We start from the raw sequence: 21,077 nt of genomic DNA on the forward strand, positions 1-21,077 counted from the left end.
GATACGCAAACTAACATTGGCGGCACTGCCTGGCTGTTTAGTCAGCCTTAACAACGCATTCTGCCAGCCAATATCAATCCGGGGCAGCTTTGGGGGCACTAAAGGCTTTACTATAAAAACCGGACGGGTCGAAACAACACACCCGCCGCTTGCCCTCTGCCAGCATATTGCAGGCATCGCTTACCCGCTTGGCCCGGGTTTTCGTCTGTTTGGCTGACGTGATCCAATGGATCCAATCCAGCCGGGCAATGGTGGTAGTGTCATGCCAAACCGTACTGGCATCAGGTGAAACAGCCAGTGCCTGCTGCAAGTCGGTTGGTACTTCAGGTTCAGGCTCTTGCTCAGCCGCTGTAATATCAAAGCTGGCACTGCTACCTATAGTGGCACCTGCCGCTTCAAGTAACTGTCCGCTTAAAGCTAACCAGTGGCTTAGCTGACCATCCGGCTCCAGAGTGGCCTGAAAAGCCACGCCGTTGATATGACCATTTACTGTAGTTCTACCCCGCCTGGGCAGTTTTTCGCTGGCGGTTTTGGGCAACACCACAAAAGCCTGCAGCAACGCCTTATCGGACTGCGCCGCACGGTACACTATGGCAGTAAACTCAGAGTAGCTGTCGTTTGATGTCATAATACGTTCACTGCACTATTGTTGATGTTCGTTTGGTGCACTACCGGCTTTTGTTGCTGTAACAGCCAGTCGTACAAATCCTGGCCGGCATAAACCTGACGCCAGGCGTCATGTTCGGCCTGCTCTAGCATGCTAAAGCGTACATTACTGTGGCCAAGCTGGCGCAAGGTTTCAATGCCGGGATAAAAGTAGTTTTTATTAATGGCTGAATCACGCCCGGCAGCAAATACCCACAGCGGGGTTTTCGCTTGCGCAACAGGCGGCATTAAATCCGGGTGGCCCCAGCCAACAACCGGCGCAACAGCAGCAAACAGCTGCGGGTGCTTACTGGCCATAAACCAGCTGCCAAAGCCGCCATAACTAATGCCAGTTAAATATAACCGGCTGGCATCGGTATTGTAGCTGGCCTGCACATTTTGCAGCATTGCCAACAGATCCTGCTCGGCCCGCTCCCAGCCATCGGGTAACAGCGGTGGTACTGTGCTCATATCACTCACCGGCTCAGCCGGTACAATGGGCCGGGCAGACGCAAACATAGCCGGGCGTGGCGGCACACCATCGGTTAAGCGTTTGGGAATATCCGCTGGCGAGCGGTGAGCGATATAAGGCAGCTTAGCCATATCAAACATATGTAATTGTGGCACCACGATAATAAACGGCAGGTCGCGCTTTTGCACCCAGGCTTCATATAGCGGGCCATGAATTAAGGTGTAATCCAGCTCATCCAGGCCATTACCGCGTTCGCCATTACCATGTAAAAACAGCATTACCGGCCATTTTTTGTTACTACTTTGCTGGTAACCAGCCGGTAAATAAACAAAATACTGCCGTGTTGTATTGTCGATGCTGCTTTGATAATCCAGCCGCAGCAATTGTGCAGCAGCGTTTGCTCGCGCAGAAATATTGTGGGTTGAAGTATTGTTACTACCCGTACAAGCGGCCAGCAGTAACGCCGTTAATGCCACTACTAATACCAATATGCCTGACTGCTTTTTCATCTGCTCCCCGCTATCGAAAATTTGTGCCTTAGTGTATCAGTGGCCTGACATCCACACCGCAATGCTGGCGGCAAAATTAACACCTCGCCGGAGCCTGGTGTACCTGCCAGCTTTATTGCTTTTCTGCCCGGCGCGCGGCAGCAATCTCTGCCAGTTTACTGTCAAGCGTTGCCCGGCTTAACCACTGGCCGCGCACCATTACACCGGCTGGCTGATACAATACTGATAAGTCCTCCAGCGGATTGCCGTCTACCAGCAGTAAATCTGCGCGTTGCCCTGCGGCTACCTGGCCAAACTGATCTTTATCAGCAAAATACTCGCCAACCAGCACAGTACCGCTACGTAAAATATCGTAATTACTGATCCCTGCTGCAGCCATCAGTGGCAACTCGCGGCGTAATGACAAACCCGGTACGCTATAAAGCTGCGGGGCATCGGTGCCCATTAAGATAGTAACATCAGCTTCATACAGCGCACGCAGTAAGCGCTGCCGGTTTTGCGCATGCACAACTGCAGTATCGCCGCTGTAATAAGCTCCACCGGGTTGCTGCACATAACGCTGCCAACCGGCGATAACCCGTGCCGGCATATATTTTAGTTCGTCGTAACCTTGCAACTGCGCAGCATCTGAAGCACCGATGATGGTTTGCCACAATGCCTGGGTTGGCACTACAGCAACATTATGCTTTTTACTCAGCGCCACCAGCGGCGCCATATCAGCGGCAGTCAGCTCTTTGTCAAAACCGCCCAATGCTTCCATGTAACCATCCAGATGATCAATGGTACGGCTGCCAAGTAAAATAGCCTGTTCAATACCTACCGCATCCGGCACATGGCCAGCAAAGTCTATACCTTGCTGTTTCGCCTCACCGGCAATAGCCTGATAGTGCTCCAGGCTTAAACCCGGATGAATTTTCAGTAAATCCCAGCCCTGTTGTTTATGCTGACGTACCCGCTCACGCGCTTGCTCTGCTGACGTAACTGTATTTTGATTAAAGCTGGGCCCGGCCAGATACAAGGTTGGCCCCAGCCGTTTGCCGCTGGCAATATCATCTTTTAAGCGTAATTGTTGATCATGCCCCAGCATGCCACGCACGGTGGTAACGCCACCAGCCAGATACAGCATTAACACATCGTCTAAGTAACGCGCCGGCATACCGCTAAAATCAACCATCGGCGGTACATGGCCATGCATCTCTGCCATACCAGGCAACAGATAACGGCCTGCACCATCAATCACTGTGGCGCCTTGTGGTACTACAAGCTCTGCTGCCGGCCCAATGGCAACTATACGAGCGCCCTGCACCAGCACACGCTGATTACGCAGCAGTTGATCTGAATCCATAGGTAAAACATGCACTTGATCAAACACGGTAACAGTGACGTTTTCCGGCGGTGATTTAGCCTGCAAAGCACCACAGGCCAGCACTGCTGATACCGCCGTAACAAACCATATAACGTTATTAAAATGTATTTTCATCTGATGTCCCCGCCCTGATTATGCTGCACCGCTATGGTTATGGCGCGCTGGCGTTATTGCTGTAAAACATTAACGTGCATAGCAATAGTTTGCAAATATAGCACTGGCAGAAAAATATAGTTGCGCTTATGCCACTACTGGCTATTGTTAACAACATAAAGAGGTGGCGCAGCGTATGCAAGCATGCCTGCGCAGCACAGATATGTGTGCCCGTATTGGCGGTGACGAATTATTACAATGTATGGCAGCACCGCATGATAACCTGCCGGAATAGCCTGAACCGTAGACATAACCCTCTCCTTGCTGTAGTTCAGCTGAAATTAAAACCCGGTTATAACAACTGGCGGTCAGCGGCTTGGTTTCGTGGCCATTTCTAGTCGGTTAAAATACCTAATGTATGGTATAGATAAACATGATGATGCTGTTGTTCAGGGTTAAACTCAAAGTCCCACAGCGCCTTGCCAAGATCAAAATGCTCTACTACCGGCAGGGTTTCAGTGCCCTCAATATAGCGCGTAAAAAAAACCTGATAATCCAAACCAGTACTGGCTTTTATTGCCTCTATTATATCGGCGTTGTTGTACAGTTTTATATTGCGGGGATAGTACTGATACATCCAGCGCATAACCTTATCCAGGCTATGCTCATTGGCAGTTTTGTGGCGAATATCATGATCCAGCAACATAGCAGCCACCCAGCCGCCGTGGTACAACAAAAAATAGTTATCACGTTTTGCCTGGTTACTTTTGCCGGCTTCCCGCAACGACACCTTCCCCAGTCCTTTTGCACTGTAATAAAACCCTAATGGCTGCGCTGCTATCGCCAACGCATCGCGCTGTGAAACATAACCTTGCTGTGTCGCAGCTTTAAAAGCATAAAACTCGGAAAACCCCTCATTAAACCAGTGTTCCCGACCATCCTGATAACGAAACGATTCAGCACTCCATAAATGAAATATCTCGTGCAACAACAGCGTTTGCCAGGTGTGAATACCGAACATAGTGTTATCAGACCAGGTTAGCAGCAATAACTTCGGGTCGGCCTCACCGGACAGGTGTTTGCCATGACGGATGCGTACAGTGATATCGGTATAGTGCTTACCAGCCAGATCACGTGGATACCCGGTAAAAAGTTGCTGATAGTAGCGAATACCGTCCGTGATAACTGCAGTAAACTCCTGCTGTTTTGCCAAAGACTGCGCATCAGCAAATTCATAATGCAGGGTAATAGCGCCCGTCGTGACAGTTTGCTTCGTTACTGTTTCGCTGGGATTGTGGGCATAGCTGTTACAGGCCCAAAACAGCATCATCGCTGCCAGCAGCCGATAGAATTTTGTCATTAGAATACCTTGTTGGTTAAATACGTTTTCAAGGGAGATACAGCTAACAAAAATGCTGCTTGTACTCACCGGGGGTGCAACCAAAAGCGGTGTTAAATAACCGGATCAGACTACGCGGTTCGTTAATGCCCACTTCGTTGCAAATACGCTGCAGGCTGTAACCGTCGCACAGCAGTAAACTGCGCGCTTTGTCCAGCCTTAGCTGCTGCAGATACTGCACCGGAGCCATGGCAAAGCGTGCGCGAAACACGCGACGAAACTGGCGTTCACTCATGTTGGCTACCAAAATAGATCTAAATTGATTAGTCCTGAATGCCGCATATTTGCGGCTAAAAATCAGAATTAGTGACAAAATAGTTTTAAATAAATACAGTTGTTCTCCTCGTTAAAATGCAAGTGACCTGTTGCGAAAATCCAAGGTCACTAGGATTATCAATTAGTTAGATAAACAGCAGAAGCTGAAATTTAGATCTATTTTGGCAATTTTAGAATTATTTTGTCAGACCACAACTCAGGGCTACCTGCGCGGCCATTTCTGCCACGGTCAGCGGTTTAGCCAAATTGTCCAGCAGCCAGTGCTGTAGCTGAATAAAACGCTGCTCAGCACTGTGCTGAATTTTCAGCGGGCTGGCATATTGTGATTGATTACCGCTACGGCGCAGATACATCACAAGCTCCTGGGCTACGCTTTGCGCAATAGCCACTCCCAGATCCTGCTCTATCACTGCCAGGCATAAATCAATGCCTGCTGTCATACCACCGGACGAATGAAACTTACCAGCCGCCACATAGAGCGCATCGGCGCTCACCTCAACTTTGGGGTATTTAGCCTGTAAATCGGCGGCAAATCGCCAGTGCGTTGCCAGTGGCTGGCCATCGAGTAGGCCACTGTGTGCCAGCAGATAAGCACCGGTGCAGATCGACAGTACTTTATCGGCACCGGCCGCACACTGTTGCAACCAGCTGATAAATTCTGAATTTTTGCTTAGCGCACGCGCACCAGCGCCACCGGGAATAACCAGATAGTTCAGCGCGGGGCAATCTTGTAGTATATAGTGGGCACTGAGCTGCAAACCATTTTCCGCGCAAAGCGTGCCGGTGCTTAGTCCCACAGTGCACAACTGGTAATAAGGCGCATGCCCATTGGCGCTCAACTGCTGATTCGCCTGACCAAAACAATCCAAAGCACCGGCAAGATCCAGCGCCTGAATATCCGGATACACAACAATACCTACAGTAACCATAATGCCCTCTGCGTAACGGGATTTTGCTTACTGTAACAAACTTACCCATGACCGAATGGACATTTAATTCACATTTTCGGCCTGTATAGTGGTAGCAGTTGCAAAGAACTCGTCTGCGCTGTGCAGACTAATACAATCTATCGGGCATACGGCTATACAGGTCGGTTTATCGTAATAACCAATACATTCGGTACACAGCAAAGGGGCAACTTCGTAATGCTTTGCCCCCATGCTGATGGCCTCATTAGGGCACTCAGGCACGCACATATCACAGTTAATGCAGCTCACTTCAATCACGGCGGGCATAATTAACCTGCAACATTAATGGCTAAACCCTTACCTACCTCTAACGCTGCGGGTAGCTGCTTTAGCAGCATGGCGAAGCGCAAATCGGTTTGCACTGGCAACTTTACTTTTAGCTGATAACAGGCACCCGGAGCCAGTAAAATAGCGTTATCCTGTTTATCGCGCAGTGCCTGCAGTGTAAAACTGCGGTTGCCTTGTGGCGTCATTAACACCAGCGTGTCACCTACGGCAAACTGATTTTTTACTTCCAGCAAAGCAAAGCCGTGCTCATCCTGTCCGGCAATAAACTCCCCCACCAATAGCTGCTTGCCAATACTGTGGCTGGTGGCATAGTTTTGCGTGTCTTGCGGTTTATGCCGGCGTAAAAAGCCTTCAGTAAAACCACGATTGGCCATCCCCTCCAACTGGCTTAACAAAGTGTAATCGAACTGCTTGCCTGCTGTGGCATCGTCTATTGCCTGACGGTACACTTGTGTTGTACGCGCCACATAATAGGCTGATTTAGTACGGCCTTCGATTTTCAGCGAATGTACCCCCATCGCAGTAAGCGCTGGTACATGCTCTACGGCTCGTAAGTCTTTGGAGTTTAGAATATAGGTACCGTGTATATCTTCATCAATGGCCATTAGTTCACCTGGGCGGCCTTGCTCTTCCAGCAATGCCGGTGTGCTAATTGGTGTAAATTGCCCGGCTTCATCTTCTGTAGCTGTATGCACCTGATAAGGCCAGCGGCAACTGTTGGTGCAGGCACCCTGATTTGGATCACGCTTATTAATATAACCCGACAACAGACAGCGGCCGGAGTAAGCCATACACAAGGCTCCGTGCACAAACACTTCCAGTTGCATGCCGGGCGCTTTACGGCGGATATCAGCTATTTCTTCCACCGACAACTCCCGCGATAAAATAACCCGCTCTACCCCCTGGGCTTGCCAGAACTTTACCGCAGCCCAATTTACCGTATTGGCTTGCACTGATAAATGCAGCGGCATATGCGGAAAATGCTGCTGTAACAGGTAAATTACGCCCGGATCCGACACAATAAGTGCATCGGGTTTAAGTGCTATTACCGGCTCCATATCAGCAATAAAACGGCTTAGCTTGCTGTTGTGCGGCGCAATATTAACCACTACATAGAACTTTTTACCCAACGCATGCGCTTCGTTGATGCCGGTTCCGAGTGTGGTTAAATCAAACTCATTATTGCGCACCCGTAAGCTATAGCGCGGCTGTCCGGCGTATACCGCATCAGCACCGTAGGCAAACGCCAGGCGCATCGCTTTTAAACTACCGGCCGGAGAGAGTAATTCAGGTGAAAACATAGCTAAGGCTCATACTGCTGCAAAAGGCAGCTATTGTAGCCGTTGCCAGTATGACGTTATTGATCTGACGCAAAGCTCTGGTTGGCTGACTTTAAACAACAGTATCCTTAAAAAACCAATAACGTAAGGGCAGCAATAAAGCAAAAACCGGCATCTTACGCCGGTTTTTGCTATCTGGGTTTAGTCGCTGATGAACCTGCCTTGCTCAAACAATTGCACCGAAAAAGGTTCGCCATCGGCGTAATACACTGACCGGCCATGTAGCCGGTTATCAACATACTCCTCGGTTTGTATCAGGCTGCCATCTTCGTTAAAGCTGTAAACTTTGCCTTGTATCTTGCCTTGCTGATCATACTGTATGCTTCCCAATAAGTGGCCATTAGCAGAAAATGCCTGCCACTTACCTACCTCATGTCCGGCTTTATAGTGGCCGTGCCACAATTTCACTTCCCGGTAGCTGTTTTCGTCCTGCAACTGCCAGGCACCTTCCCGTTCGCCATTAACATAACGGCCTTTGGCTTGTATCTGTCCATCAAAACCGTGGCGTAAATAGTCACCGTGCAATTTGTCGTTTTTATAAAACTCCTGCCGCAGTACTAAACCATTGGTGGTTATTTCTGTTCTTTCGCCAGACAGCTGGCCTTGCTGATTAAATTGCTCAGTCAGTATCACATCCCGGGTTTGGGTTATCCATTGCCCTACTTTTACGCCGTGCTGATATTTGCCACGCACAAAGCTACTGCCATCTTCTGACTCCTCAAGATAGTCGCCATGCATTTTGCCGTTAACATAGCTTACCAGTTTTGTATCACCATTCCAGGCCGAACCTAAATATAACCCCTGATACTGATCATCAAGCTTTTCTTCGCGTGCGGTGTGTTCACCATCAGCGTTAAAGCTTTCGCGTAAACTCCAGTTTTTTGCAGTATTTTGCTGATATTTATAGCTTAGCCTGGCATCGTCGGTAAAACGTTGCTCAGTGCTCACAGAGCCTTCAGCCAGATACTCTGTATCAGTCTGCGTACTGATATTGCCATTTTGATGGTAGTCAATGCGCTGCAGCTCACGGCCGTCAGCGTCATAGTTTAGCTGCTGTATTAACACCCCTGCCCTGCTAAACTGTTGCTGCAACCCTACCAAAATACCGTGCTGATAGTTTTTTACAGCCCCCAACACGCCATCGGCCTGATAGTAACGCTCTTCACCGTGCAATTTACCATTAAGATAGTGTTGCTGATAAACCAGCCAGCCGTCTTTAGTCCAGTACAGCCGTTCGCCCTGGTTTTCGCCAGCCACTGTATTTACTCTCTGTTCCGGCTTACCGTTATCATGAAAGGTTTCAAACAAGCCTTCCATACCGTTTTCGCCATAGGTTGCTCTTGATGCTAACTCGCCGTTCGCATGAAAGCTTTGCGACAGCCCCCGATTTTCGTTGTTAACACGTTGTTCGTGGCGGTGTAGCTGGCCATTTTTATGATAGGTTTTCTGTTCACCATGCAACTGGCCATTTTGATACTGATATTCGCCCTGTATGGTGCCATCTTCCCAATAGTGCCGGTGAGTGCCGTGATAACTGCCACCAGCGGTACTACTGCCTGTGCGAGACAACTGGCCGTTTTCGTAGAAAAACTCAAAATCGCCAACCGGATAATGCCCGGCTAAATCCGGCCCGCTTAAGCTGCCTTTAAAAAACCGTTTGTTGGTTGAAAGATGAAACAACTCTAATGACCAAACGCCGTTTTGCTGCTGCGGTGGCTGGTTAATGTAATACATGGCTTCGCCGGGCTCGTTGCTGGGCTGCCATTGTTGATCCAACAAAATCCGCTCTGCCGCCAGGTTAAACGATAACAACAGTGCGCATAAGATTAATAAACTTTTCATAGTGCGCTCCTTAAGGTAAAGCCGGGAACTGTGTGTGCCACTGCTTATTAACCGGCTCACCGGTGGTTATCAGTTGCTCAATAGTCAGGCTACGGCCCGCCAGGGCAAACCAGCGGCCATCCTGCAATACCTGTTGTAGTGGCTGCTGGTAAAAATCAGGGCTGCTGTCAGTTGAGATTAATGGCGCTAACGCTTGCTTTCTGACATTTAAAAAACGATAGCGTTGCATAAACTGACTAACGCTTAGCGTAGTATCAACATCTGGCAACTGGCTGATATCTATCAGCCAGTTTTGCTCCGGCTGGTAAGCTACAGTTTGCCACTGTGGTGTACCAGCGCAGGTTAAGTTGCTGCTTACCTTGATGCCATAAAAGTTACGCCGGATACCATCTGCTGTACTTAACATATAACGGATGTGCTTATCCGGCGCACCGCTGAGATTATTACTGGTTTTAACCTGAACCCACTGCAGTTTATGGCCATTAACTTCAGGTGCTTGCGTAATACTTAACGTGCAAACTGCAGCTTGCTCTGCGCTAAGCTGCAGGCTTACGCCGTAGTTGTTCACCCTTTGCAGATCAAGCAAGGCAGGATCAGCTTGCTGCGGTGCAAATTCAGCAAAGTTGTCATATATGCCATCGTACATATCCTCCAGATATAACAACTCTTCATGTGCTGGCGGATAAACCGCTTTTTGTCCGTAGTGCTGTTCTGGTACAAAGAGAATGTCTTTACTGAACACTGCGTTGTCAGATACCGCATTAACATATAATGTCAGGCTGGCTGGCAATTGTTTAAAAGTAAACTGCACCCGGTTTTCATACTGCTGTGATGCTGCCAGTGCCACCATTGTTTGTTCTTGCTCACTTAGCCAATCAGGTACGTCGCTATGGGGCTGCAGATACTGCACTGTCGCGCCTTCGGCACCATCGTAGCGGCGTAGCAGCCACTGCTTATGACTGCCCCGGCTGATTAAGTGGTAAGTAAGTGGCTCGCCTGCAACCGGAGCTAACTCCAGTTGCAAATCTTTATATTGCGCCGTTACTGTTTTCGCCGGATCGGGCGTCAGGCTAAGCGTAACTATTTTGGCCGACGTATACTGCGCCGTAGCACTAAACTGCGCTACCTGTTGCAATAGCTCAGCCGGAGCATTCCAGCCAGCTAACAGGTTTTGCCGCACCGACTTATATAAACCATTCTGATCCGGATAGCTGTAGCTACCGCTTTCTTCCAGTTGCAGCGGCAGAATTTCCCCCTGAGCATTGCGCGCGGTAATATTAGTTAACTGAAATTCGCCGGCAGGCATCATCTCAGTAAAATCATGCTGATACACCAGATGTAACTGCTGATCCTGCTGCTGAAAGTAGCCGCTATCAAATGGAAATACTTGTTCCTCTGTCAGATCAACATTGGCTTCATCCACAGCAAAGTCAGGTTGTGCTTCATATTCAAAGGCAGGAAAGTCGTGGTTATATTTAAAGCGCTGGCTCAAATCGCCTGATTGCGGCTGTTGCTCAAACATCATAATATTGCTGCGCATAGTACCGCTGTAACCATAGCGCTCAAACGGTGCTTCAACTATCAGTGTCAGGCGCACTAACCAGCCACGCTCCCGCTCCAGCAACATCTGGCCATAAAATTTACCGTCGTCCTGCTCACTTTCTACTTTAGCCAGAACATGAGTGTCTGTAACCCTGAGCACTGTCAGAGTAACGTCTGCCTGGCCTTGATAAGCCGGCAACTGCACAGTAGCGCCCACTGTTGCAGGTATTTTGTTAACAAAGGTGGCTGAACCAAACAGCTTTTGCATTTCCTGCTCCAGCTCTGCACCGCGATCGGCCAGCAGTGCCTGCCAGAGCGGTTTGTTCAACCCGCTGTAATCGGTTACGTTGCCGCTGCGTAAATTAGCAGTGAACTCAAACCCCTGGGAAAAAAGCGCGTGCATCTCAGGGTTACGTTCAGCACTGTTAGTACTATTGACACCACTGCCCTGGCCATCGCGCATGTGCATATAATCAATATGCACCTCAAAGCGGCTGTCTGTGCCGGTGTCAGTGACTTTGTAGCGGATTAACTGATGCGATGTAGCTTTAAGTGTTTCAGTACGCCGGCCATTATCAACTTCGATGCTGGTGATGCTGTATACCTGATACCGTCGCTCCTCGCCCTGCGTGGGTTTAAACTCAACATCAGTATCAAAAAAAGAACAGGCAGATAAAACAAAACAAGCGACGACGCAGCAGAGGTACTTCATGGCATTCCTATTACTTACTAAAATAAAACGACGCAGTTTAACCGTTAAAGCCCTGTAAATAAAATGCTTTATCCGGTTAAGTACTGCGCCGCAAACATTGTGTTACCAAATGCTTATATTTTATCCTTACGTCGCTGGTATACCACCAGCCCAACAGCTGCAAGCAGCAGTAATAGTTGGGCAACCAAGCCCTGTACTGTGGGGTACACACCTAACCAGCTTATCGTTGGCAGCTGCAGCGGCGTTATTGGCACGGTACCAGCCTCTTGCAATGCCACAACCCCTTTGCCCGCCATTACTACAGCCAGCATTATCATTAGCACGGCGGTGCTGCCAAAAAAGGTTTTTAGCGGTAGTTTCAGCGCAAATTTAAACATGGCAAACCCTAATATCAGCAATACCAGTAACGCCGTTGCAATACCGGCGATAAAACCGGACTGATGCACTGCACCGCCCTGTAGCCACAAAGACTGATAAAATAAGATGGTTTCAAATACTTCACGGTAAACCGCTAAAAACACTACCAACCCAAGACCAAAATAAGCACCGGATTTCAGCGCTTTATTTACCTGCTGACCAATAAACTGCTGCCACTGCGCTGCAGATGTTTTACTGTGCATCCAAAAGCCCATATAAAATAAAATAGCCGCTGCGGTTAACGCGGTATAACCTTCAGTCAGCTCGCGCGAAGCACCCGATATGGTAATAACAAAGCTGGCAACCACCCAGGTAACGGCGCCCAGTGCCAGTGCGGCCACCCAGCCGTAATGCACTGAACGCTTTAAGCGCGGCTGCTGCGTTTTTACTGCGACGCTGTATATCGCCGCCACAACCAGCAGGGCTTCCAAACCTTCACGCAGTAAAATAAGTAACGCCAGCAAGAATACATTAAAGGGTGCCAGCTCGGTTTCATCTAAAACCTGCTGCGCCTGTTGCAGCAACTGCTGTATTTCACTGATCTCTGCCTGTAATACTGCAGTGGCAGCTTGCTGCTTAATTAACTGGCGCAGTTGCAACATACGCTGTTCAATGCGATCTTTTAACGCACCGTCTACCGCAGCCAGATTGTTTTCTGCCAGCTCAAAGCCATCCAGATACGCCGATACCGCCATATCGTATGCCTGGGTATGATGCTGTTGCTGTACCAGCGGCATAATTAATTCCAGCTTGTCGTGTGCAATTTGCAGTGGCGAGGCCTGCGCAGCATTAAAAAATTGCTCCGGCTGCTGGCGAAATAAGGCCATTAGCGCAGCGCCATGCTCTGCATACTGCTGTGTCACATCATGTGGGGTAGCAGTAATTAAATTTGTGATGGCAGTTTTACTAATCAGTACCGACGGCACAGCTTTAGCTGCTTTGCCTTCACCGGCATCTGGCTGGGCCCCGCGGGCACCTATCTGATCTTCGCTGGCAAGAGCACCAACATAAAACGCCAGATCCCAGCGGCTTTGCTCATCCAGATGTGAAAAAGCCACCATACCGGTGTCGGCTACGCCCAGGCTGATGGTATTAAACAGCCCGAATAAACTGCGGGCGTTATAGCGCTCGGTGTCATGAAAGTCGGTAGGTGACGGGTCAAGTGCGGTTCCTGCCGGGCCATCACCGTGTCCGGTATCACCATGACAAACAGCACAATTTTGCTGATACAAGGCTTTGCCGCGTTGATGATCCGGTGCTTGTAATGGCAGTTTAATAGCGGGCATGCCAGCAATAACCATTTTACGCATAGCGGCTGTTAATTGCTGAATTTCAGCTTCATCGGCATGGCTGGCTACCAGTTGCTGCAATAATGCTGCCTGCTGCTGCAGTTCGGTTTGCCCGGCTGGCAACTGCGCCGGGATCAGGCTGGCAAATTCCTGCATCTCGGCAAACTCGGCGGCATTGACCACCTGGCCTTGTTGCACAGCCTCTTTATAATCGGCACCGATATATTCAATTAACTGGATAAGTTTGTCAGACGCCTGGCCAGGCAAGGTAACGAGGAATAAACACAACAACAGTAGCTTTTTCATGGTACAGCCAAAAACTTAAAGGGAATGATTCGCATTATACTCGCTTTATTTGCAGCTATTACATCAATATTTGTCAATCGCCTTAATAAACGCGCCTCTTAACGCTTAGCCTTGTCAACTCTGCTTCATTTGCCCGCAAGCGCTTTTTATGAGTATGCTGTAGCATAAGCACTTTTGCCGGAGAAACTATATGATTTCACTTAGCTATTTTGAACCAGAAACCAGCACCTGGCATGAAAGCACCTTAGACCGGTTACCAGGCAGTTTACCGGCTGATGCCACCTTATGGATAAATCTGAACAACGCCAGCCAGGAAGAGCAACTGCAAGTTATGCAACGCTTTGCCATAAGCCCGACTCTGGCTGAAGATTTCAGCCGTGAGCGTCATCCGCCGAAAATGGAAGCACAAACCGACTTTACCCTGCTTATTATGCGCGGTTATGCCGACGCCGACTTTAGTGAATACAGCAGCAGTGCCCAGGTTAATCTGTTGTATTCCAAACAAGTATTGATCAGCAAAGTACAATGCCATAATCCAGTGTTACTAAAGCAATTAGAGCCACAGCTTACCGCCGGAAAAAACCATAATACTGCCGAGTGGATAAAACAGTTAATTTTTGCCGTATCAGGCAGTTACCTGGAAAAATTAATAAACTTTGAAGACGAACAAAGTGAGCTGGAAGATGTTATGCTGCACAGCGGTAACGACGAGCAAATGGCCCTGATTATGCGCTACCGCTCAGTACTACGAAAAATAAACCGTAACCTGGCCTATCAGAAAGATATTTTTTCTGACGCTTTATATGAAGAGCAAAGCCCGCTGTTCCGTCACTTTACCAACACGGAAATCCGCGACTTTTATGAGAAATTTGAACGGCTGCACAGTATGACCGATATGTACTACGATCAGCTTAGCGATCTGGTGCATAGTTATATGTCTACCACCTCGCACCAGATTAACGAACGGATGAAAGTACTGACTATAGTCAGTACCATATTCATACCACTGACATTTATTGCTGGTATATACGGCATGAACTTTATCAATATGCCAGAACTGCAAATGAACAATGGCTATTTTATTGTGTTAATTACCATGTTAATAGGCGGCATAACCGGGCTGACATGGTTTAAAATACGCGGCTGGTGGTAATGCTGCCACAGGCTGGGGAGTTGTAAATGGCTGAAAACCAACCGCTGGATATTGAAGAAATTGTACGCGACAGCTTTAATGAAGACGAAGCGGAACACCTGACCGGAAAGCTAAGCCAGCTGGAACCGGAAGAAATTGCTATCGCACTGGAGGCCATGCCGGTAGAGCAACGGGTAAGCACCTGGCTAAGCCTGCACCCGGATGACCAGATAGCAGCACTGACCTATATGCGGGTAGACGCCCGCGACAATATATTTAAGCAATTAGACGAAGCGCAGCTACGTAGCCTGGTTGAAGGCATGGAAGTTGATGATCTGATTGAACTGCTTGACGAGCTGCCACAGCGGATTTATGACTACGCCTGCTCACGTCTTGATGAAAGCCAGCGTCGCTGGCTGGATACCGCTCTGGCGTATGATGAAGATCAGTGTGGCCGTTATGCTGATCACGATATGCTGATCATCAATAAAAATGCCAAAGTACGTGACGCTATCCGGCTGTTTCGCCAATTGGCAGAAGATGCAGAATACCACGATGCCCTGTTTGTAGTGGATCGCACCGGCCGCTATGCCGGGCTGGTGCATGCCACACAATTACTTGGCCTTGCCAGCCACCTGCCGGTTGAAACCGTGATTGATAACGAAGCACCTGTAGTTGAAGGTGAGATGGAGCTGGATCAGGGCTCTGATATCGTCTCGCGCTCTGGCTATACCGCCCTGGCGGTTGTTGACGACGAAGGCAAATTGCTTGGCCGCTTATCTATTGGTGAAGCGCTGGAGAACGTGCGCCGCAGCCTGGAAAGCCAGTTTATGCATACCGCCGGTCTGGACGAAGAAGAAGACTTATTCGCGCCGGTATTATACAGCGCAAAACGCCGTGCACTATGGCTGGGGGTTAACCTTATTACGGCTTTTCTGGCCGCCAATACCATAGGGTTATTTGAAGCGACTCTGGCAGAGGTAGTAGCGCTGGCTGTATTGATGCCAATAGTGGCCAGCATGGGCGGCATAGCCGGCAGCCAGACATTAACGTTGATCATCCGTGGCCTGGCGCTGGAACAAATTACTCCGCAAACCCATATGACGCTATTGCGTAAAGCCTTAGGTGTAGCCGGGCTTAACGGCTTGCTGTGGGGGCTGGTTATTGCGGTGTTAACTTATGTCTGGTTCGACAACTGGGTTATTTGCATAGTTATCGGGCTTGCTGTCATTATTAATATCGTCGTGTCGGCATTTGCCGGTGTCATCATTCCAATCTGGATGAAAAAGGTAAATATTGACCCGGCTTTGGCGGGCTCAGTTGTGCTTACCGCCATTACTGACATGACCGGTTTTTTTGTTTTCCTGGGTTTGGGCTCATTACTGCTGCTAACATAAAAAGCAAGCTGATTATTTGCTACTGACAACAGTATTGTTGCTGCCTCAGGGCGCAGACACTTTTACAATAGCAGCTGATCTTACCTCTTATTGGAGAGCGCATGAAAATTGCGATTTTATCGCGCAATGCTGAACTGTATTCCACCAAACGCCTGGTGGAAGCAGCAACCAGGCGTGGCCATCAGGTGCAGGTGATTGATCCCCTTACCTGTTATATGAACGTTAACCGCACCAATTTATCTATTCATCATAAAGGCCAGGTGCTGGAAGATTTTGACGCCGTTATCCCACGCATCGGTGCCTCTATCACGTTTTATGGCACCGCTGTACTGCGGCAGTTTGAAATGATGGGTGTATATAGCTTAAATGAATCAGTTGCCATCAGCCGTGCCCGCGACAAACTACGTAGCCTGCAGTTATTAGCGCGTCAGGGGATCGGCCTGCCGGTAACCGGTTTTGCCGATAAACCCGGCGATATCCCCGACCTTATCGAAATGGTAGGCGGGGCACCTTTGGTAATAAAGCTGCTTGAAGGTACTCAGGGCATCGGTGTGGTGCTGGCTGAAACCCGCACCGCTGCAGAAAGCGTAATAGAAGCCTTTATGGGTTTAAATGCCAATATCCTGGTGCAGGAGTATATCCGCGAAGCTAACGGCGCGGATATTCGCTGTTTTGTTGTTGGTAATAAAGTCGTCGCAGCCATGAAACGCCAGGCTAAAGCCGGCGAGTTTCGCTCAAACCTGCACCGTGGCGGCACCGCTTCAGCAATAAAGCTAAGTAAAGAAGAACGTAGCACAGCTATCCGGGCAGCGAAAACCATGGGTTTAAATGTCGCCGGCGTAGATTTGCTGCGCTCGAACCATGGCCCGGTTGTCATGGAAGTAAACAGCTCACCCGGACTTGAGGGCATTGAGGCAGCTACTGACAAAGATATTGCTGATATCAGCATTGCCTTTTTGGAACAAAAAGTGGCCAGCCACAAAACCAGGCGTAAACTTAACACCAAAGGAACCGGCTAATGCAAAATGGCACCAGAGCACCTTTTATATTGGGAAACAGTAGTATCCCTCCGGGCAGTCGCGCTGTAGTAGATATCCCTTTTGGTAAACTATATACCCATACTGAACTGAACATTGGTGCCCATGTGATCCATGGCCGTAAAGACGGGCCGGTATTGCTGGTCACCGCAGCGCTGCACGGCGATGAAATTAACGGCGTGGAAATATGCCGCCGCCTGCTAAAGCTACCCCGGCTGAATCAGCTTAAAGGGACACTGATTATAGTGCCAATAGTAAACACCTATGGCTTTGTGCAGCAATCCCGCTATTTACCTGACCGGCGTGATTTAAACCGCAGCTTTCCCGGCAGTGAAAAAGGCTCACTCGGCAGCAGGATGGCATTTCAGTTTACCGACAAAATACTAAAAAACTGCACCCATGCCATTGACCTGCATACAGGCGCTATCCACCGCTCAAACCTGCCTCAGGTACGTGCCAGTGCCAAAGATAAAATAGCCCTGCGCATGGCGGAAGTGTTTAACGCGCCCATTATTATTAAAGCGGCCAGCCGTGACGGCACTATGCGCGGTACAGCCAATAATTTAGGCATTCCGCTTTTGCTGTATGAAGCAGGTGAAGCGCTGCGCTTTGACGAGCAATCGATCAATGTCGGCGTACGCGGTATTTTAAATGTCATGACTGATCTGGGTATGCTCAGAGCCATGCGAAAAAAGCCCAGCACTAAGTCGTTATTTTCGAAGAAAAGCAGCTGGGTGCGGGCTGAACATGACGGTATAGCCCGATATTATGTGGGCCTGGGCCAAACGGTAAAAACCGGCGATGTACTGGCGCATATCTATTCGCCCTATTCCGATTTTGAAGTGGCGGTGCCTGCCAGCTTTGACGGTATTGTTATTGGCCGTAACAACCTGCCCCTGGTAAACGAAGGCGAAGCACTGTTTCATGTGGCGGAAGTCAGCTCGCTTGATGAAGCAGAAAAAACCCTTGATGCCATTAATGACGAAGTAGACAACGCCATGCCACCGGTGCTCGGCGAAGAATACGGTGTGGTGTAAACCGCTACTGTTTTTGCGATACTACGTTGTAACGTTCCAGCTCTGGCAGGCGCTGCTGTAATTGTTTTTCAATTTCATCCAGCTCCTGCATGCGCTGACAAAATAATGCCGACTTCTCTTCCAGCTCTACCGCTTTGGCATCCAGCCCCAGATTAATTTTGTCTACCATTTGACCAACCGATTGCCAATCCTGATTGTCTGACCGTTCAAAATTGTTGTCGGAGTGGCGTAAGGCATCGCGCAGTGCGCCCCAGACCGCGCCAACCGTATGACGGGTCAGGTTGTCCAGTTGCGGTTTCAACTCGTCATGCAGAAAGTAATCCAGCTCGTTCAGGCTTTGCGGTGCCAGATAGAAATGATCGTTGCTGCGCACAAAACGCGACATCCACTGAAAGGTAGTTTCCCGCACCAGCTCACGCCATTCTGCCTGCTGCGCCTGGCTGCCAATGCCACTAAACATAGCTTCAATGCTGGACAACCCAAGCTCAACGCCATCTACCGCTATGCTAACAATCTCTGGCACAAAACGGCGCAACCCCTGGCTGTACTGCATCAATAATAAGGTGTCATCGTCTTCCAGTGTGATCCACTCACCGCGGATAAACAGTTGATGATCAGCATTAATCTGCACATGGGTGCGGTTGTTTTGCAAAATACGGATCTGATCAGGTGAAATAATAATACCGTGCGCAAAGGCCATATTGCACTCAGCTGCAGATAGCAGCGGTGCAAGCAACAGCATAAAGGTACAGAAAAAACGCTTCACTGATAATTTACCCGGTAACGATGACAGACAAAGCCTACGTCAGCACTGTAAAAAACACATTACCCTGCATCGCAGAGGAGTTGCCAACTGTCGAAAATGCAGCCTGACTCATATTAATAGAATGGTTCTATTGACACACTGCCATCTACCAGCAGGATTTTTGACGGGCCGTACTCGCGACGGCTACGGATAATGTCTTTATCAAAATGCACCTCAACCGCTGAAAACAACTGCTGATGAGCGACTATAAGCGCCTGTTCCAGTTTTTCTTTGCGCTGCATTTCCAGTGCTTTAACATCCTCTATTAAAGCCAGCGCTACGGTTTTGTGCTCATCAAACTCGCCCTGTAACTCCTGGCGGCGTGCTTCTATCTGGGCATTGCCTTCAATTTTCTTCAGCTTTTCCAGCTGCTCACGAATTTCCAGCATATCTTTTTTCGCAGCAGCAATACTGGCACGCAGCACTTCCTGTTTTTCTACGATCGGATCGGTCAGCCGCTTAAGTTCAATGTAAATATTACTGCTGGACGGTGCACCAAGGTTGCCGGTATGAATGCCGTAATCCAGATAAAAATAGCCACCAATCACCTTACCATTAGGGTTGTCTTCAGGCCCTGCATACACTTTGGCAGCCGACACCGTACAATGCATGATTTGCTTTTTAACATAAAGATTACCGCTGGCGTTTAGCCGGGCATATTGAGCAATATTGCACTCTATATCGCCCTGAGCTTTTAGCTCAGTGCTATATTCGGTGTCTTTTTCTGCAGTAGCGATCTGATGGCCTATAATGGCACCGCCAATTCTGATATCACCGCCTGCTTCTATCAGGCTGCCTTCAACATAACCTTTTACAAATACATTACCGCCGGCAATAACTTTCATGCTCTCCGTTACATCGCCGTTAATAACAACAGAACCGCGAAAAATAATATGTCCGGTAGCCAAATCAACATTCTTTACGGTAAATACTTCATCGATGGTAGCACCATGTTCGATGACCCGGGGTAAACCGTCACGTGCGGCCAGCAGTAAATCAGCGTCTTCAGCGGATAACTCACTGCCTTCGCCCAAATTCCACTCTATAACCTGGCCGGGTGTTGCAGGCAGCACATTGCCGCTAACGGTCATACCATCAACACCGGCAGTCGGCGGATGCCGGCGCATTAACGGCTCGGCAGCACGAATTGACGGAATAACACCAAAGTCGCGTAAGTCGGCCTTTTCGTCAGACTGCAGTAAGGGTTTATTACGGCGGCTTTCCATATCGGGGATCAGCGCCTCAAAACGGGAGTCAGCCCCCTGCACGACCTGACGGCCACGCGCTATAACCAGTTTAACTTTGCTGCCGGGATCTGCCTTGCTGGCATGCGTTACCAGTTTGATAATGTGTTCTTTACTAAAGCCAAATACTACGCCGGCTTCCTGCGCAGCTTTAACCAGCATATTGGCTGACACCGGAGCCCCACCCCAGGCTGAGGTGATAATGGCAGCAGCTGACATTTTATCTTCGCTAATATCAAACTTAAGCTCAGCCGGGCGCATGTCAGCAATACGATAGGTTAATGGCACACCTTCGGCTTGCAACTTGTCTTTAATTTTTTGCTGAATTTGCTGATATTCAATCAGCAGGTTGGTCAGTTGATCCTGAATTACAAAGCAACGGCCATAGCCAGCTTGCTGTAACTGGGCGTTAACGTCCTGCGCTGTCAGCGCATTCAGAGTTACAGGCACGGTTATCTTTATACTATTATTGTGCTCGGTAAATTGCATATGGCTTCACACTTCAGGTTACTGCACGAAAGCTAGTCTAATGAAGCAAATAACCGGCCTTAACACAAGCCCTTTTGCTAATACAGGGCTCAGTTGTGGCTAATACATCAGATATAGTTTTCCTGATGGATACGGATAAACAATTCTGTACCCGCCTTGCTGTAATCAATTTTATACTCTTTATTATTAATAGCCTGAACAAACAGTAAGGTTTTCACCTCGCTAAAAACGTCTGAGCTGGAAATATCTACCACTTCCATATAGCGCTCTTTTGCATCAGCCTTGTTCGCAGGTACCGTTTCAGTGAAAACTTTCACGCCATGACGCGTCACGACAATTACCGGATCACCGTCATCATTTACTATAACCAAATCAAGCTTTTTATTCTTATGTATCAATGTGTTGCGACCACTAACTAAAAATGCTCTTTCGTAAGTATTCATTCATTGCCCTGCACAATATCCGGTAATGA

The 21,077-nt window shown here is 48.8% G+C and carries 19 protein-coding genes; 5 read left to right on the forward strand and 14 right to left on the reverse strand.

The window, feature by feature from the left end; translation table 11 throughout:
• Nucleotides 1–73 precede the first annotated feature (73 nt).
• The 3 genes from M2404_RS14055 to M2404_RS14065 all read right to left on the reverse strand — a co-directional run bounded on the left by M2404_RS14055 (nucleotide 74) and on the right by M2404_RS14065 (nucleotide 3,106).
• Nucleotides 74–628, reverse strand: a complete 555-nt coding sequence (locus M2404_RS14055; protein WP_259240381.1) for a YdeI/OmpD-associated family protein — start codon at nucleotides 626–628, stop codon at nucleotides 74–76.
• Nucleotides 625–1,626, reverse strand: a complete 1,002-nt coding sequence (locus M2404_RS14060) for a carboxylesterase family protein (protein ID WP_259240382.1) — start codon at nucleotides 1,624–1,626, stop codon at nucleotides 625–627. The genes M2404_RS14055 and M2404_RS14060 overlap by 4 nt, the downstream gene beginning before the upstream one ends.
• Nucleotides 1,627–1,738: 112 nt before the next feature.
• Complete coding sequence (locus tag M2404_RS14065) at nucleotides 1,739–3,106, reverse strand: amidohydrolase family protein (protein ID WP_259240383.1); 1,368 nt, start codon at nucleotides 3,104–3,106, stop codon at nucleotides 1,739–1,741.
• A 163-nt stretch (nucleotides 3,107–3,269) separates the two neighbouring features.
• Here M2404_RS14065 and M2404_RS14070 point away from each other — a divergent pair, with 163 nt between their 5' ends.
• Nucleotides 3,270–3,380: a hypothetical protein gene (locus M2404_RS14070; RefSeq protein ID WP_259240384.1), complete on the forward strand. Its 111-nt coding sequence runs from the start codon at nucleotides 3,270–3,272 to the stop codon at nucleotides 3,378–3,380.
• 99 nt (nucleotides 3,381–3,479) lie between these two features.
• On the opposite strand, the gene M2404_RS14075 is transcribed toward M2404_RS14070, so the two are convergent.
• The 8 genes from M2404_RS14075 to M2404_RS14110 all read right to left on the reverse strand — a co-directional run bounded on the left by M2404_RS14075 (nucleotide 3,480) and on the right by M2404_RS14110 (nucleotide 13,464).
• The gene (locus M2404_RS14075) at nucleotides 3,480–4,445 is read right to left on the reverse strand and encodes a M61 metallopeptidase family protein (protein WP_259240385.1); all 966 of its coding nucleotides are present in this window, start codon (nucleotides 4,443–4,445) and stop codon (nucleotides 3,480–3,482) included.
• Nucleotides 4,446–4,488: 43 nt separating this feature from the next.
• Nucleotides 4,489–4,719, reverse strand: a complete 231-nt coding sequence (locus M2404_RS14080; RefSeq protein WP_259240386.1) for a helix-turn-helix domain-containing protein — start codon at nucleotides 4,717–4,719, stop codon at nucleotides 4,489–4,491.
• 217 nt (nucleotides 4,720–4,936) lie between these two features.
• Entirely contained in the window at nucleotides 4,937–5,689 is a 753-nt protein-coding gene (locus M2404_RS14085; RefSeq protein WP_259240387.1) for a GlxA family transcriptional regulator, read from the reverse strand.
• A gap of 63 nt (nucleotides 5,690–5,752) precedes the next feature.
• Nucleotides 5,753–5,995, reverse strand: coding sequence for a YfhL family 4Fe-4S dicluster ferredoxin (locus tag M2404_RS14090; RefSeq protein ID WP_259240388.1), 243 nt, complete (start codon nucleotides 5,993–5,995; stop codon nucleotides 5,753–5,755).
• A gap of 2 nt (nucleotides 5,996–5,997) precedes the next feature.
• Nucleotides 5,998–7,317: a prephenate-dependent tRNA uridine(34) hydroxylase TrhP gene (trhP, locus tag M2404_RS14095; RefSeq protein WP_259240389.1), complete on the reverse strand. Its 1,320-nt coding sequence runs from the start codon at nucleotides 7,315–7,317 to the stop codon at nucleotides 5,998–6,000.
• A 180-nt stretch (nucleotides 7,318–7,497) separates the two neighbouring features.
• On the reverse strand, nucleotides 7,498–9,198 hold the full coding sequence (locus tag M2404_RS14100) for a toxin-antitoxin system YwqK family antitoxin (protein WP_259240392.1): 1,701 nt from the start codon (nucleotides 9,196–9,198) through the stop codon (nucleotides 7,498–7,500).
• Between the two features lie 10 nt (nucleotides 9,199–9,208).
• Entirely contained in the window at nucleotides 9,209–11,452 is a 2,244-nt protein-coding gene (locus M2404_RS14105; RefSeq protein WP_259240393.1) for a hypothetical protein, read from the reverse strand.
• A gap of 113 nt (nucleotides 11,453–11,565) precedes the next feature.
• Complete coding sequence (locus tag M2404_RS14110; protein WP_259240394.1) at nucleotides 11,566–13,464, reverse strand: cytochrome c/FTR1 family iron permease; 1,899 nt, start codon at nucleotides 13,462–13,464, stop codon at nucleotides 11,566–11,568.
• A 190-nt stretch (nucleotides 13,465–13,654) separates the two neighbouring features.
• Between M2404_RS14110 and M2404_RS14115 the strand changes: the two genes are divergently transcribed.
• From M2404_RS14115 to M2404_RS14130, 4 genes are all read left to right on the forward strand, one after another.
• Nucleotides 13,655–14,617 carry a magnesium transporter CorA family protein gene (locus M2404_RS14115; RefSeq protein ID WP_259240395.1) on the forward strand — a complete coding sequence of 321 codons (963 nt, stop codon included), beginning with the start codon at nucleotides 13,655–13,657 and terminating at the stop codon, nucleotides 14,615–14,617.
• Between the two features lie 26 nt (nucleotides 14,618–14,643).
• Nucleotides 14,644–15,993, forward strand: coding sequence for a magnesium transporter (locus M2404_RS14120; RefSeq protein ID WP_259240396.1), 1,350 nt, complete (start codon nucleotides 14,644–14,646; stop codon nucleotides 15,991–15,993).
• 101 nt (nucleotides 15,994–16,094) lie between these two features.
• Nucleotides 16,095–17,012 (forward strand): 30S ribosomal protein S6--L-glutamate ligase, encoded by a 918-nt coding sequence (rimK, locus tag M2404_RS14125; protein ID WP_259240397.1) that lies wholly within the window; start codon nucleotides 16,095–16,097, stop codon nucleotides 17,010–17,012.
• Complete coding sequence (locus M2404_RS14130) at nucleotides 17,012–18,067, forward strand: succinylglutamate desuccinylase/aspartoacylase family protein (protein ID WP_259240398.1); 1,056 nt, start codon at nucleotides 17,012–17,014, stop codon at nucleotides 18,065–18,067. Before rimK ends, M2404_RS14130 begins: the two co-directional genes overlap by 1 nt.
• A 4-nt stretch (nucleotides 18,068–18,071) precedes the next feature.
• Here the strand turns inward: M2404_RS14130 and M2404_RS14135 are convergent, their stop codons facing one another.
• The 3 genes from M2404_RS14135 to M2404_RS14145 all read right to left on the reverse strand — a co-directional run bounded on the left by M2404_RS14135 (nucleotide 18,072) and on the right by M2404_RS14145 (nucleotide 21,048).
• The gene (locus M2404_RS14135) at nucleotides 18,072–18,767 is read right to left on the reverse strand and encodes a DUF2884 family protein (RefSeq protein ID WP_259240399.1); all 696 of its coding nucleotides are present in this window, start codon (nucleotides 18,765–18,767) and stop codon (nucleotides 18,072–18,074) included.
• A 179-nt stretch (nucleotides 18,768–18,946) separates the two neighbouring features.
• Entirely contained in the window at nucleotides 18,947–20,566 is a 1,620-nt protein-coding gene (locus M2404_RS14140) for a DUF342 domain-containing protein (protein ID WP_259240400.1), read from the reverse strand.
• Between the two features lie 146 nt (nucleotides 20,567–20,712).
• Nucleotides 20,713–21,048, reverse strand: coding sequence for a hypothetical protein (locus M2404_RS14145; RefSeq protein ID WP_259240401.1), 336 nt, complete (start codon nucleotides 21,046–21,048; stop codon nucleotides 20,713–20,715).
• Between the last annotated feature and the right edge of the window lie 29 nt (nucleotides 21,049–21,077).

This window comes from Rheinheimera pacifica (assembly GCF_024809855.1).
Taxonomy (GTDB): domain Bacteria; phylum Pseudomonadota; class Gammaproteobacteria; order Enterobacterales; family Alteromonadaceae; genus Alishewanella; species Alishewanella pacifica_A.

Bases quoted from the DNA above. Each gene is read 5' to 3' on its own strand.
- M2404_RS14055 (WP_259240381.1), bottom strand. From the start codon at position 628: ATGACATCAAACGACAGCTACTCTGAGTTTACTGCCATAGTGTACCGT.
- M2404_RS14060 (WP_259240382.1), bottom strand. From the start codon at position 1,626: ATGAAAAAGCAGTCAGGCATATTGGTATTAGTAGTGGCATTAACGGCG.
- M2404_RS14065 (WP_259240383.1), bottom strand. From the start codon at position 3,106: ATGAAAATACATTTTAATAACGTTATATGGTTTGTTACGGCGGTATCA.
- M2404_RS14075 (WP_259240385.1), bottom strand. From the start codon at position 4,445: ATGACAAAATTCTATCGGCTGCTGGCAGCGATGATGCTGTTTTGGGCC.
- M2404_RS14080 (WP_259240386.1), bottom strand. From the start codon at position 4,719: ATGAGTGAACGCCAGTTTCGTCGCGTGTTTCGCGCACGCTTTGCCATG.
- M2404_RS14085 (WP_259240387.1), bottom strand. From the start codon at position 5,689: ATGGTTACTGTAGGTATTGTTGTGTATCCGGATATTCAGGCGCTGGAT.
- M2404_RS14090 (WP_259240388.1), bottom strand. From the start codon at position 5,995: ATGCCCGCCGTGATTGAAGTGAGCTGCATTAACTGTGATATGTGCGTG.
- trhP (WP_259240389.1), bottom strand. From the start codon at position 7,317: ATGTTTTCACCTGAATTACTCTCTCCGGCCGGTAGTTTAAAAGCGATG.
- M2404_RS14100 (WP_259240392.1), bottom strand. From the start codon at position 9,198: ATGAAAAGTTTATTAATCTTATGCGCACTGTTGTTATCGTTTAACCTG.
- M2404_RS14105 (WP_259240393.1), bottom strand. From the start codon at position 11,452: ATGAAGTACCTCTGCTGCGTCGTCGCTTGTTTTGTTTTATCTGCCTGT.
- M2404_RS14110 (WP_259240394.1), bottom strand. From the start codon at position 13,464: ATGAAAAAGCTACTGTTGTTGTGTTTATTCCTCGTTACCTTGCCTGGC.
- M2404_RS14115 (WP_259240395.1), top strand. From the start codon at position 13,655: ATGATTTCACTTAGCTATTTTGAACCAGAAACCAGCACCTGGCATGAA.
- M2404_RS14120 (WP_259240396.1), top strand. From the start codon at position 14,644: ATGGCTGAAAACCAACCGCTGGATATTGAAGAAATTGTACGCGACAGC.
- rimK (WP_259240397.1), top strand. From the start codon at position 16,095: ATGAAAATTGCGATTTTATCGCGCAATGCTGAACTGTATTCCACCAAA.
- M2404_RS14130 (WP_259240398.1), top strand. From the start codon at position 17,012: ATGCAAAATGGCACCAGAGCACCTTTTATATTGGGAAACAGTAGTATC.
- M2404_RS14135 (WP_259240399.1), bottom strand. From the start codon at position 18,767: ATGGCCTTTGCGCACGGTATTATTATTTCACCTGATCAGATCCGTATT.
- M2404_RS14145 (WP_259240401.1), bottom strand. From the start codon at position 21,048: ATGAATACTTACGAAAGAGCATTTTTAGTTAGTGGTCGCAACACATTG.